This is a genomic window from Pectobacterium parvum (assembly GCF_020971565.1).
In the GTDB taxonomy this organism is placed as follows: Bacteria; Pseudomonadota; Gammaproteobacteria; order Enterobacterales; family Enterobacteriaceae; genus Pectobacterium; species Pectobacterium polare.
Genome location: NZ_CP087392.1, coordinates 1,640,339 through 1,651,966 on the forward strand (window position 1 = coordinate 1,640,339; position 11,628 = coordinate 1,651,966).

Genomic DNA, 11,628 nt, shown 5'->3' on the forward strand with positions numbered 1-11,628 from the left:
GAACACCTCGCAGAAAGGCTGTATTATCAGAGTTCGACGTTTCTCTCGTTGGCTATTTATTTCCCCCGATTGGTGGGGATGGAAACTAACATCAAGGAATAGTTTCATTAAGTTATTTTTTGATTTTCCCCTATTTGATAGGGCTGGATCTAAAAAATATCCTTATTGGTACTCAATTGGGGTTATTGTTAAAGATAAATCAAAAGAGTAAAAATGAAAGAATATAAAACTACTCGATGATGAGGTTTGAACTCAAATGAAAAAGAACGTAAAACTTAGTTCGTTTTATTATGGTTTCCCAGTTTTTCTTGTTACGACAACGGATAATAATGGAAGTATCAATGTTGCTTCTGTATCGTCGTCAATTTCCCTCGGCGATAAAATTATTATCGGTGTCACGAAAGGAAGTAAAACCTACAGTAATTTATTATCTGGTTCTGATGTTGTCATCAATATTCCTGATTATAAACTGTGGGAGAAAGTTGAAGCGCTGGGTAAGTTGACCGGAAGCGATACGTTATCTGAAGGCCAGGCTAAATGGGGCGTTGAGGTCTGCCACGACAAATTTTCTAAAGTCGGCCTTCACACTGAAGCGTCTACCGATATTACGCCACCTCGGGTGATTGAGTGTCCTATCCAGGCGGAATGTAAAACCGTCAGCACGACGGACAAAGGGCGTTTTATTCTTGTCGAACTGGATATTGTTAATGTTTGGGTGGAGAGTGAGCTATTAGGAGCAAATGACGTTGTTGATTCGTCAAAATGGAAGCCGCTGATCTACAACTTCCGCGAATACGACACCACAGGTGATGCATTAGGCTTTAATTTTAAATACGGTCATTAACACCACCACAGAGAATTTTTCCCCTCAGTGAAATATTGTTAAACCGTTTTCTGCCAAATTGGCTTAAGGCCTTAAAATAGAAACGGAGCTCAACCCGCTTCGACTGCCTTTAATGGGATGGCAATTACACGGAACTATTTACAATGCACGGAACTATTTACAAAATTTATTGGCTCACAAAGTTTATTGGTGGGTCGTGCAGGGTTCGAACCTGCGACCAATTGATTAAGAGTCAACTGCTCTACCAGCTGAGCTAACGACCCAACGGGGAGAATTATTCTCCTCCCCAGCGTGCCTGTCAAACACTTCATATTAATTTTTTATGCGTGATAATAGGATTGTTAGCGATTGGTAATTTTGTTAACCTCCTCAGCCTATTTATCTCTGCCTCTCATCATTTTATATCCTCTTCATTTTAGGGCGAAAAACATACAGCATCATCTTACACCATTAGCTGCCCTCCTTATGCCTGGCTATCTCCGACATCCGCTGTAATAAGTACTGCGGTTGCGCTATCTTATTCGTTTCGATTTTCGTAAACGAGAGCCGCCAAAGAGCTCAAAAAAACATCACAGACAGAAACAGGAAAGTGTACTTACATGGTCGAACAATCAAAAGAAGCCGCAGACCTTGCCCCTGAACAGGGAGAAGGACTGCAACGGAATCTGACTAATCGTCATATTCAGCTCATCGCCATCGGCGGAGCGATCGGTACTGGGCTATTTATGGGCTCGGGCAAAACAATCAGCATGGCGGGTCCTTCGATCATCTTCGTTTATATGATCATTGGCTTTATGCTATTTTTTGTCATGCGCGCAATGGGAGAACTATTACTCTCTAACCTTAACTATAAGTCATTCAGCGATTTCGCTGCTGACCTCCTCGGGCCATGGGCTGGTTTCTTTACCGGCTGGACTTATTGGTTCTGCTGGGTTGTAACTGGAATTGCAGATGTTGTAGCTATTAGCGCCTACTCTCAATACTGGTTCCCCGATTTATCCCAGTGGGTATCTTCACTACTTTGTGTCCTACTATTACTTACGCTGAATTTGGCAACGGTGAAGCTGTTTGGTGAGATGGAATTCTGGTTCGCGATGATCAAAATTGTCGCTATCGTTGCGTTGATCGTTGTCGGTGTCGTACTGGTGATGATGCAATTCTCGTCCCCATCAGGAAACGTCGCCTCTTTTACTAACCTCTGGAATGATGGCGGTATGTTCCCTAAAGGAATAAGTGGTTTCTTTGCCGGATTCCAGATAGCTGTATTTGCGTTTGTTGGCATTGAGCTGGTTGGTACCACTGCTGCTGAAACTAAAAACCCGAAAGTTGTGTTACCTCGCGCGATTAACGCTATCCCGATTCGCATCATCATGTTTTATGTTTTTGCGTTAATTATGATTATGTCCGTCACCCCGTGGGGCGCAATTACGGCGGATCGCAGTCCTTTCGTGGAAATGTTCGTACTGGTTGGCCTACCTGCTGCCGCCAGTATGATCAACTTTGTCGTACTGACGTCGGCGGCATCCTCGGCCAATAGCGGCGTATTCTCCACCAGCCGCATGCTCTTTGGCCTGGCGAAACAAGGCGATGCACCGAAAAGTTTCGGCGTGCTCTCTAAACGCGCGGTTCCTTCGACTGGGTTGATGTTTTCCTGTATTTGTTTGCTTTCGGGCGTGGTGCTGATCTACCTGATTCCGAACGTGATGACGGTCTTTACACTGGTGACCACCGTCTCCGCGATTTTATTCATGTTCATCTGGAGCATCATCCTGTGCTCTTACCTGACATACCGTAAAAAGCGCCCTCAGCTACATGCAGAGTCATCCTATAAAATGCCGTTGGGTATTTTCATGTGCTGGATATGCTTGGCCTTTTTCGCTTTTGTTATTGTACTGTTAACATTACAGCCAGATACACGGCAGGCACTTATTGTCACGCCGCTGTGGTTTATCGTTCTGGCGATTGCTTATCAGTTTATTCGTCGGAAAAAGCAGGCTGTTGATGTGAAGTAAAAGGGATGAACGCAAGAAAGGCGCGGACAACCGTCGGCGCCTTCAACTTTTTTCAGCAAAATTATGCATAGCACAAATACTCTCTATTATTGGATATAAAAGTTCTCAATTTGATATACGAAAATCAACATGTGCCAATTAATGTCATCACCATCGAAATATAAGAAAGTTATTCTCGTAATGGAACGGTTGTGATTCTATTGATATTCTTTGCTAATAGTTCGAAAGCTAAGTAACTGTATTCATCCTTCTGCTGAGAAGCATCAGCAACCACATCTTTTATTTTCTCATTTAACTCATTGATTTTACTATCATCTAGTGTTGAGACAATAGCGGAAATCAGCATCTCTAGCGATTCAATCTTCGCGTTAAGCGCCTTTTCGCCAACTTCTTTTTCTGCCAGCTTTATTAAAAGATGAGAGAGGATATTATTCATTTGAACTCCTTAATCAAAAAAATAACCGTCATACACCCATAAGGCAATATCTGTTCCTGGTGCACAGGATTAGAGAAAACATAACGAAGATTAATGTAACACTGTGAATGGCCTGACCGCTAGTGTCTATTGCCATTTTAAGGGAATCATACTCACACTGCGGCAATAAAATGAATGTGCAGATAAATAAATCAAATAAATAAAAAAAATAAAAAACCATTTTATTTTTAAGATAGCCTGCTTGTTTTGAAGAAGAACGATAACACTATAAATTGTGATTATCTTCACAAAAAAGAATGAATAGTACTGTTTTTATAGAAAATCTGAGCAGCAGCCAGCCATAGGAAAATGGCTGGCTCTATGGCTCTATGGCTCTATGGCTCTATGGCTCTATGGCTAACGCTTACGCACTCATTGATTGCCGTGCGCCACTCACCGCATCCTTTGCCTGTTCGCACTGTGACAATATCGTCTGTGCATGAAAATAAAGAATTTTCCCCGCCTCGGTGGGCGTCACGCCACGCCGACTCCGTACCAGCAGCTGTTTTTCGAGTTCACTCTCCAGCGTCGCGACCTGCTGGCTCAGCGCCGGTTGTGCAATATGCAACAACTCAGCAGCCTGCGTCAGGCTACCGATATCAACAATTTTCACAAAATATTTGAGCCGTCTAAGATTCATGTCTGCCTCCTGAGTAGTTACCCTAAATAATTAGCAAAAATCGAGCCATATTATGATTTCCTATCTAAGGAAAAGTGATACCTCATTGATAAACCACGAGTAAAATAAGGAAAAACAATAATGCTGCTAACGAACGCTCCCAATTTTGTGTGGGAAATCCGTCATCAGGCCAATGCCAGTCTGCACCACCCTAAAGCAATCCTTGCTGTTTTGGAGTGCAAATCCGCCCATAAATTAGTGCATTTCATTGTTTTCCTGTGCTTAACTTAGGCAATAATTTCAACATGTTGGTTATTAGTTCGGCAATCAAACGTACTAAACGATAACAGCCTTTGACAACCGTAAATGCTCTCGCTATTATCCATCGCACTTAACCGATTCCTCTGTAGTTCAGTCGGTAGAACGGCGGACTGTTAATCCGTATGTCACTGGTTCGAGTCCAGTCAGAGGAGCCAAATTTTTGTTCTTATACATCTTTGTAAATTGCTATACACTGTAGGTTCATTCCAGTACGCCGGTTCCGAGCAAAATACCCGCTGGCCGATCAAGCTGCGTTTTAAAAGATTGTCTTTTCAAATGCTGGGAACGGGTTCTTCATTACTGGGAATGTGATGTGAATCTACCAATCTGCTTAGGTTTTTGCCTTCTTTAAGTATTTCCTATAGTTCAATTCTCTCGCCGTTGTTGCTGTCTTCCCCAGAAGGTATATTCCTTATATGCTATCCGTAACTGCTGCCAGGCTTGGTTTAGATAATCTGATATTCTGTTTGGCGTACTCCCTTGTTTAAGTTCATGATCGATGTTACAGACGAAGCCTAGAGCTTTCGTAAGGGGAGTTAGTTCTGCTGCCTTCTGCATCGTTATATCTATATCTTCCCACATCGAAGGGGGAAGGATATGTATCGTTATTAATATCGGACATTAGTCGCGTCTACTGAACACGTATTTTTCATCAAATAATTATTCTAAATTCGTATCGTTTGGGATTCTAAAAAAGCCTCTTTTGCCGCGAGGCGACATGATGGCGATAACAGGAGGTAAATTCTGCGAAAGCCAACTATCGGTGCTACCACTGCCTCAATCTAAGATTTGAAAATGTCAATGTCATGGTCGCGTGTGGTGGTAATCCCCCATTTTTAGCGGAGGTGATAAGTAGAATCAGGTTATGCGTTGAATATGCTGCATCGGTGTGTAGCCATTCAACGCCATATTCGGACGTTCGTTATTATAAAACCATTGCCACTGAGTGGCATAATTCTGCAATTCATCCAGTGATGTAAATAGGTATTGCCCCAGCCAGTCATAACGCACCGTCCGGTTATATCGTTCAATATAGGCATTCTGCTGAGGTTTGCTGGGCTGAATAAAACGAAGGGTTATATTCTGATGAACCGCCCACGACATCAGCATCTTCCCCGTATATTCTGGCCCGTTATCACACCGTATTGCCGTCAGTTTTCCTTTCCACTCAATGCGTTGTTCCAGCGTTCTGATTACCCGACTGGCGGGCAGGGAAAAATCCACCTCAATTGCCAGTGCTTCACGATTAAAGTCATCAATAACATTCAGCAAACGGACTGAACGACCATCCGATAGCTGATCATGCATGACGTCCATCGACCAGCATTCGTTTCTGTTTTCAGGCACCGCCAGCGGTTCAGGTTTATCCCGTTTCAGTCGTTTTTTCGGCTTGATTCGCATGTTCAGCGACAACTCGCAATAAATCCGGTACACCCTTTTGTGGTTGAACCTGAAGCCTTTGACATTACGCAGGTACAAAAAACACAGACCAAATCCCCAGTTGCGCTGACTGTCAGTGATGCGGAGCAGCCAGTCAGCAATGAGGTCATTTTCTTCATTCAGATGAGGCTGATAGCGATAACAGCTTTCGCTGACAACAAACAACTGGCAGGCAAAACGCACACTGACGTTTCGGTTTCTGACCGCGTCCTGTGCCATCTGCTTTCGACACGATGGCATCACCACTTTTTTGCCATGGCCTCCTGAATGATTTCGGCTTTGAGCCGTTCTTCAGCATACATTTTTTTGAGGCGACGGTTTTCGTCTTCCAGTTCTTTCAGACGGGTCATCATGGAGGCGTCCATACCGCCAAAGCGAGAACGCCACTTATAGAAACTGGCATTGCTCATACCATGCTCGCGGCACAGTTCGGCCACAGGTGTTCCGGCCTCGGCTTGCTTCAGGATGGACATGATCTGGCTGTCAGTAAAACGTGATTTTTTCATAGAGATCTCCCCAGTTCAGATTACGAGAAAATTCTACTTATAAACACACCGCTTTTTCGGGGGGATTACCTGGTGAATTGCCTAATATGGAAATATCTAACGTGGGCGTAAAAGTCTCTCCGCTGGATAACAGTGTTCTGGGGCAGATTTCACCGCTTGCAGAGCTAGTTTACTGCATGTTACCGCATCCTAAAATCACGAAAATTATCGGCTCGGTAAACAGCTAGACGATGCTTACTCGATATTTCTCGCATATAAAAATGACATTACTCCTCCCGATACACGCCTTTTTCTTATCACGATTTTTGATGACGGTACCAACCTTGGTTTGACCAAAATGGTAGAGGCTCTGCCCCAAAGGACCAATAAATTATTAGGTATATTATATCCGTCGGAACCTGTTCAACCGTCCTCTCAGGACTCATCTCCAGACGTTTTATCTGCGCTTTCAACTGCCGGATTTCTCGCTGTTTGGATATAATAGCGTTTCCCATCGGCTTACTTCAACGTGGTATAGCCTTCAACAATCAGAAATGAAGTCTGATTTGAGTATGCGTTTCTTTGTAGAATTAAGAAATTTAACGCAAAAGGAGGAGTCTGTATCTTATGTTAGCGATTTCCTGCCAAATGGTTTATGTACATATCGTTTTGTTGGTTACTCACAAAAATCCCTCCCAAACTAAGAGAAAGGGATATCCGAGAATACTGTTCAGAGCAATTGGTTAAATTAGTCACTTTATTGCAGAAATGCCGAGAAATCCTCCCATTCATCTGGTGATAAACTCGATACTTGTTCACTCATCGTTGCATTATGGCAGCGGTAAGCATGAATCTGTTCTTTAATTGAAAGATTATTCGTCTCTAAGGATTCGGTATTTCCGCATTTTTTATTTCTTTCTTTAACCCATTTTTCTTGAGAAGAGTGGAATTTTCTATTTATGTCTTCAGGTGCGTCTTCCAATATTCCATATACGTCGGTGAAAAAGAAAATATATTGTTCCTTTTCACTTTTAAGCGTTTTCTCTTGTGCGGTTTTTGTGATTTTTTCGGCGTTTTCACTGAGCCAGGCTACGGCATAAATTGCTCTGGATAGGGCATCATAGGATTTTTTCTCTACTTTTATTTCCTTTTCATATTCAGGAATACTGAGATCGTAGGAAAATGACGGAATGACGATCTTTTTATCGCTGAGTCTATTATCTTTGCTTTCGCCTGTTTTAGTGAAAATGTTATTGCCAATTTTACCCATTTCATCTTTTGTATACAAAAATTCATCTTTATTAAGAATGATGTCGATGATCTCCTGGCTAATGAGAATTTCGACCCGAAGGCTACATGAGAATGCTTTTCCCCAGCGTGGCTGAGTTGATATTTTAGAATAAATAACGTTTACAGTATCAACAGACTGAGAAGAGGACTTATAGAACATTGCTTTTGCACGGTCGGCAAACGTTTTTTTAACGGCTTCAACCGCTTTGGGATCGCTGCATTGAAAGTCGTCCTTTGCATATGCTGACGTGCAAGTAAGGATAATTCCAATCATGACATAGAGGAGCTGTTTCATTTCTTGTCCTTGTTTTCAGTCAATCCAAGCTGTACAAGCCTTTCCCTCGTCATCTGCTGTTGGCAGGTATAAATTTTTGCCTGATCTTCCAAAGAACGATTTTGGCTTGCGATAGTTTCTATTGCACCGCATCTTTTGTTTTTATTTTTTATCCACTGCCGTGTATCCTCTTTCATCTGCCCTTTAATATAGTCGGGCAGGCTACTCCAGTAAATGTTTAATGCACTATCCGCCTCTCTGAATTCGACAATGGCTTTAATATATTTAAAATATGGTGATTTTTCTTCCAGCCTTGCCGCATTTTCTTGTAACCAGGCTAGGCCATAAAGTGTGCGTGAGACTGACTCATCGTGTGGATACATAATATTGGTTTCTTGCTGATTGTCAGAAATATGAACATTATAATAAACACGGTCTAATGCGATGTATTCATTACCTTTTTTGTAGGGGTAAAGATTGAAAAGGTAAATGCTTTTTGCTTTAGGATCTCCATTCTCTAGAATAGGATAATACTTTAAAAAGGTTGCCACATCAGATGGGATTTTTATCTTGGCTTTGCCAAAGCAACTTAGATTATTTTTTGTTTTAAGTTTTGTGATAATGATGTCATATTCAAATTCAATTTTTACAATTGTCTCTAAAGATACACGGTCGCTAATGGGCTGTGCTTTCTCTTGATCTTCTTTGATTAACGACTGAATAACAAGTGGACTACGACACACAAGATTATTTGCGTTAACATAGTGTGATGAAAGTATTATCAAAAATAGCGATTTTATTATGATTTTTATCATTTTCAATTCCATTGAAATCCTGTTAGCAGGACATACAGATTCGTTTATCTGAAGATGAATAGGCATTGGTACTGACCATCTTATAGGTATCATTTATTTTTTTGAATTGGTAAATATAAGCCCCTTCGCCTGCTTCTTGTCTAAGTTCAGATTCCCTTTCGTTAAGTATATTGATGATAATTCCTTTGAGGCCAGGAGGAGACACGATGTCCATCTGGATATTAATGATGCTTGATGACAGCGTATAGTAATTCATGACGAAGACCGATCCTGAATCTGTGTAGGATTTTTCAAAATATTTTTCTGACGGCGGTAGGTTTTTTATTTCTTGCAGAAATGAAAAAAAAGCCGTTTTTCCATTTGAACCATTAAAGATAAAGCTAGCGTCAGATTCCAGTTTTGGCATTATTTCGTTGTTTTTATAACTTATTTTATTTTTTTTCGCTATGTTTACACCATAGCTAGATGGAATAAAATAGGAATTAGTGAGTTCAATAAATTGGTTATAGTCCTTTTGTGATAGTTTACTTTTTTGCAACACATTGGTGAAATTTGTCACAAAAGTGGGGAAGTCTTGCGCTGGAGAGAAAAAGAAAAGGTAAAACGACGATTTTTATATAACTCCGTTTCATAATAAATACGTATTCCTTACAAATAGTGAATGAATTATTTTGATATTATAAGGTTATTCATGGTTGTAAGTACATATTCTTTGCGATTCAAGCCGTTGTCGCTGCTTAGGGCTACGTTTCATTATCGGCGTCGTTATAATGATATCGGATTCACTGCCAGTGCGCCGAATCATCAGCAATAACACCAGCGCTTTGTAGATGCTCGTCCATCGTTGCCTGGTGACGCTCAAACAGCAATCGTTCGTCCTCCGGCGTCATGATATGTCGCCATTCCATATAACCCCCGTATTGTTAGATAAAATTAATGTGACCCTAGAGCCCACGCAGATCGCACAATAAAATTACCCTCTATTTATGTGATAGCGGCTACAGCGAGTGAGCAATCGGCCTGATTACCGTGACAAGCCGTAGTATCGTTATCCGCGGAATGAAAAGAGATGTCCTTTTCTGGGAAAAGACCATGAATATTCGGCTGGCTGCATTAGAAGATATTTCAGTTATTCATTTTTTGAATAAAGATGCACGGTACTATGATTATCCGCCTGAAGAGACAGAACAACGTCTGTGTTATTTACTTTCGTCACCAACGAACCAGCTATTTGTCACTGAGTACATTAGTTCGTATGGACCGAGGCTAGTGAATATTTTGGCGCTGGCTGTCAGGAGCGATGTCCAAAGAAAAGGCATCGGAAAAGCGCTGATGGAATAGGCTGAGCATTGGGCTAACGCTACTGGCGCCGCAGGCATACGGTTGAACTCAAGCGAAAGCAGAATAGAAGCACATCGTTTTTACGAACACATGGGTTTCAAAGAAATAAAGAATCAGGCGTCGTTTAGAAAAATGCTTGGCGATGAAGAGTAGAGGCCGTCTTGCACTGATTAGGAAGTAAAGAAAGAGGGCACAATAGCAATAATAGTAGTTAATCAGGGCGCTGCGGAGTGATATTTCGCGTGAATGGTGTCCCCAGCAGGAATCGAACCTGCAACTAGCCCTTAGGAGGGGCTTGTTATATCCGTTTAACTATGGAGACGTAAAGCCCAAGCATTATACGCATTTTTGCTCTGAGAATAAGCACTTAACGGCTCGTTTGCTCAAAGTGTCGCCAATCGGCGTGCTGACAGGCGTTCTTTTTCCTCGTTTTGCGTCGTTTTTAGCGTTTTACGTGGGATGAATGCCTCCCGCTGTTGCCGAATCTGTGCATGGCTGATGAGTGCGAAAATAATAAGCGTAGTCAGTTTTTACAACATGGGGCGTTGCGTGACTCACTGATTTAGGCTGGCGGTGCTAAGCAGTGAGGGGAACAAGGGAATACCGTGCTGTCGCCCACGCTGGAGCGCGTGTCGCAACGATGCCGCGTGTTGTCCCCATAAGAAAAATGGCAAACCTCTGAAAATGCAGTAATGCGTAAGCCAACGTAGCGATGGAGCGATAAAATGTTACACTGTTGGCCGATATCCCGTCCTTGTCGCTCAGCCTGATAGGCTGGGGCTGATACTGGGAATACCCATTTTCGGTCGCGGGTATAGCACACTATAAATCAGGGAGAACAGATATGAATTACCGCCTGAGTGGGGTGGTGTTTGCCAGCGTGTTATTGATCGGCTGCGCCAGTTCTGGGGATCGAGCTCAAGAAGGACGTTCTGATCCGCTTGAAGGCTTTAACCGTACCATGTTCAGTTTTAACTATGACGTTCTGGATCCTTATCTGGTGCGTCCTGCGGCTGTGGCCTGGCGCGATTATGTGCCGACGCCTGCGCGTAACGGACTGGGGAACTTCTTCAGTAACCTGGAAGAGCCTGCAACGATGGTGAACTACTTCGTTGAAGGCAAGCCGTATAAAGCGATGATTCACTTTAACCGTTTCTTCCTGAATACCTTGCTCGGGATGGGCGGCCTGATTGACGTAGCCTCAATGGCGAACCCGAAACTGGCGAAAGAAGAGTCTCGCCGCTTTGGTAGCACATTAGGCCATTATGACGTGGGCTACGGGCCTTATGTGGTGGTACCCGGCTACGGTAGCGTGACACCTCGTGAAGACGGCGGTGGCGTAGTGGATACGCTGTATCCGATGCTGAGCTATCTGACGTTCTGGATGTCCGCGGGTAAATGGGCTATCGAAGGGCTGGAAACGCGAGCACAGCTGTTGGATTCTGACGGGCTGCTGAGTAACTCTTCCGATCCTTATCTGATGGTGCGTGAAGCCTATTTCCAACGGCATGATTTCCTTGCCAGTGATGGAAAACTCACCCCGCAGACGAACCCGAATGCGGCAGCGATTGAAGACTCGCTCGACGAGATCGATTCAGCGAAATAGTGTTGCGTCACATCGCTCATTTCACAGGCACCTGCGGGTGCCTTTTGCTTTTATAAAACACTGCTAAACTTACTTTTACCATGAGGATTCTGTGGTTTGTTTCTTA

The 11,628-nt window shown here is 42.8% G+C and carries 10 protein-coding genes, 3 tRNA genes and 2 pseudogenes; 6 read left to right on the forward strand and 9 right to left on the reverse strand.

Annotated features, from left to right (window positions below):
• The first annotated feature begins 256 nt into the window (after positions 1–256).
• Positions 257–844, forward strand: coding sequence for a flavin reductase family protein (locus tag LOZ86_RS07340; protein ID WP_039487644.1), 588 nt, complete (start codon positions 257–259; stop codon positions 842–844).
• Positions 845–1,031: 187 nt separating this feature from the next.
• Here LOZ86_RS07340 and LOZ86_RS07345 read toward each other — a convergent pair.
• Positions 1,032–1,107, reverse strand: a tRNA-Lys gene (locus LOZ86_RS07345).
• 336 nt (positions 1,108–1,443) lie between these two features.
• Between LOZ86_RS07345 and cycA the strand changes: the two genes are divergently transcribed.
• The gene (cycA, locus tag LOZ86_RS07350) at positions 1,444–2,856 is read left to right on the forward strand and encodes a D-serine/D-alanine/glycine transporter (protein WP_111778862.1); all 1,413 of its coding nucleotides are present in this window, start codon (positions 1,444–1,446) and stop codon (positions 2,854–2,856) included.
• Positions 2,857–3,025: 169 nt separating this feature from the next.
• On the opposite strand, the gene iraP is transcribed toward cycA, so the two are convergent.
• Together iraP and LOZ86_RS07360 are read right to left on the reverse strand one after the other, a co-directional pair.
• Positions 3,026–3,292 carry an anti-adapter protein IraP gene (gene iraP / locus LOZ86_RS07355; RefSeq protein WP_039487640.1) on the reverse strand — a complete coding sequence of 89 codons (267 nt, stop codon included), beginning with the start codon at positions 3,290–3,292 and terminating at the stop codon, positions 3,026–3,028.
• A 409-nt stretch (positions 3,293–3,701) separates the two neighbouring features.
• A pseudogene (locus LOZ86_RS07360) lies at positions 3,702–3,971 on the reverse strand (LysR family transcriptional regulator); the annotation flags it as partial.
• Between the two features lie 379 nt (positions 3,972–4,350).
• Here LOZ86_RS07360 and LOZ86_RS07365 point away from each other — a divergent pair.
• A tRNA-Asn gene (locus LOZ86_RS07365) sits at positions 4,351–4,426 on the forward strand.
• Positions 4,427–5,129: 703 nt separating this feature from the next.
• On the opposite strand, the gene LOZ86_RS07370 is transcribed toward LOZ86_RS07365, so the two are convergent.
• A protein-coding gene (locus LOZ86_RS07370; protein WP_230242759.1) for an IS3 family transposase occupies positions 5,130–6,217 on the reverse strand; the annotation gives its coding sequence in 2 pieces (ribosomal slippage) (positions 5,130–5,965 and positions 5,965–6,217; 1,089 coding nt in all).
• Positions 6,218–6,288: 71 nt separating this feature from the next.
• Here LOZ86_RS07370 and LOZ86_RS07375 point away from each other — a divergent pair.
• A pseudogene (locus LOZ86_RS07375) lies at positions 6,289–6,593 on the forward strand (Tn3 family transposase); the annotation flags it as partial.
• Positions 6,594–6,953: 360 nt separating this feature from the next.
• On the opposite strand, the gene LOZ86_RS07380 reads toward LOZ86_RS07375, so the two are convergent.
• The 4 genes from LOZ86_RS07380 to LOZ86_RS21340 form a co-directional block, all read right to left on the reverse strand.
• Positions 6,954–7,781, reverse strand: a complete 828-nt coding sequence (locus LOZ86_RS07380) for a hypothetical protein (RefSeq protein WP_111778751.1) — start codon at positions 7,779–7,781, stop codon at positions 6,954–6,956.
• Positions 7,778–8,587, reverse strand: coding sequence for a lysozyme inhibitor LprI family protein (locus LOZ86_RS07385; protein WP_230243027.1), 810 nt, complete (start codon positions 8,585–8,587; stop codon positions 7,778–7,780). The genes LOZ86_RS07380 and LOZ86_RS07385 overlap by 4 nt, the downstream gene beginning before the upstream one ends.
• 10 nt (positions 8,588–8,597) lie before the next feature.
• Complete coding sequence (locus tag LOZ86_RS07390; RefSeq protein WP_230243028.1) at positions 8,598–9,134, reverse strand: hypothetical protein; 537 nt, start codon at positions 9,132–9,134, stop codon at positions 8,598–8,600.
• Positions 9,135–9,357: 223 nt separating this feature from the next.
• On the reverse strand, positions 9,358–9,483 hold the full coding sequence (locus tag LOZ86_RS21340; RefSeq protein ID WP_039488102.1) for a hypothetical protein: 126 nt from the start codon (positions 9,481–9,483) through the stop codon (positions 9,358–9,360).
• A 184-nt stretch (positions 9,484–9,667) separates the two neighbouring features.
• On the opposite strand from LOZ86_RS21340, the gene LOZ86_RS07395 reads away from it, so the two are divergent.
• On the forward strand, positions 9,668–9,916 hold the full coding sequence (locus LOZ86_RS07395; RefSeq protein WP_052012136.1) for a GNAT family N-acetyltransferase: 249 nt from the start codon (positions 9,668–9,670) through the stop codon (positions 9,914–9,916).
• A 247-nt stretch (positions 9,917–10,163) separates the two neighbouring features.
• On the opposite strand, the gene LOZ86_RS07400 is transcribed toward LOZ86_RS07395, so the two are convergent.
• Positions 10,164–10,238: transfer RNA gene (locus LOZ86_RS07400), tRNA-Arg, on the reverse strand.
• 522 nt (positions 10,239–10,760) lie between these two features.
• Between LOZ86_RS07400 and mlaA the strand changes: the two genes are divergently transcribed.
• Positions 10,761–11,522 carry a phospholipid-binding lipoprotein MlaA gene (gene mlaA, locus LOZ86_RS07405; RefSeq protein WP_039488099.1) on the forward strand — a complete coding sequence of 254 codons (762 nt, stop codon included), beginning with the start codon at positions 10,761–10,763 and terminating at the stop codon, positions 11,520–11,522.
• The last annotated feature ends 106 nt before the right edge of the window (positions 11,523–11,628 follow it).

Coding starts and splice junctions, on each gene's coding strand:
- LOZ86_RS07340 (WP_039487644.1), top strand. CDS start 257: ATGAAAAAGAACGTAAAACTTAGTTCGTTTTATTATGGTTTCCCAGTT.
- cycA (WP_111778862.1), top strand. CDS start 1,444: ATGGTCGAACAATCAAAAGAAGCCGCAGACCTTGCCCCTGAACAGGGA.
- iraP (WP_039487640.1), bottom strand. CDS start 3,292: ATGAATAATATCCTCTCTCATCTTTTAATAAAGCTGGCAGAAAAAGAA.
- LOZ86_RS07380 (WP_111778751.1), bottom strand. CDS start 7,781: ATGAAACAGCTCCTCTATGTCATGATTGGAATTATCCTTACTTGCACG.
- LOZ86_RS07385 (WP_230243027.1), bottom strand. CDS start 8,587: ATGGAATTGAAAATGATAAAAATCATAATAAAATCGCTATTTTTGATA.
- LOZ86_RS21340 (WP_039488102.1), bottom strand. CDS start 9,483: ATGGAATGGCGACATATCATGACGCCGGAGGACGAACGATTGCTGTTT.
- LOZ86_RS07395 (WP_052012136.1), top strand. CDS start 9,668: ATGAATATTCGGCTGGCTGCATTAGAAGATATTTCAGTTATTCATTTT.
- mlaA (WP_039488099.1), top strand. CDS start 10,761: ATGAATTACCGCCTGAGTGGGGTGGTGTTTGCCAGCGTGTTATTGATC.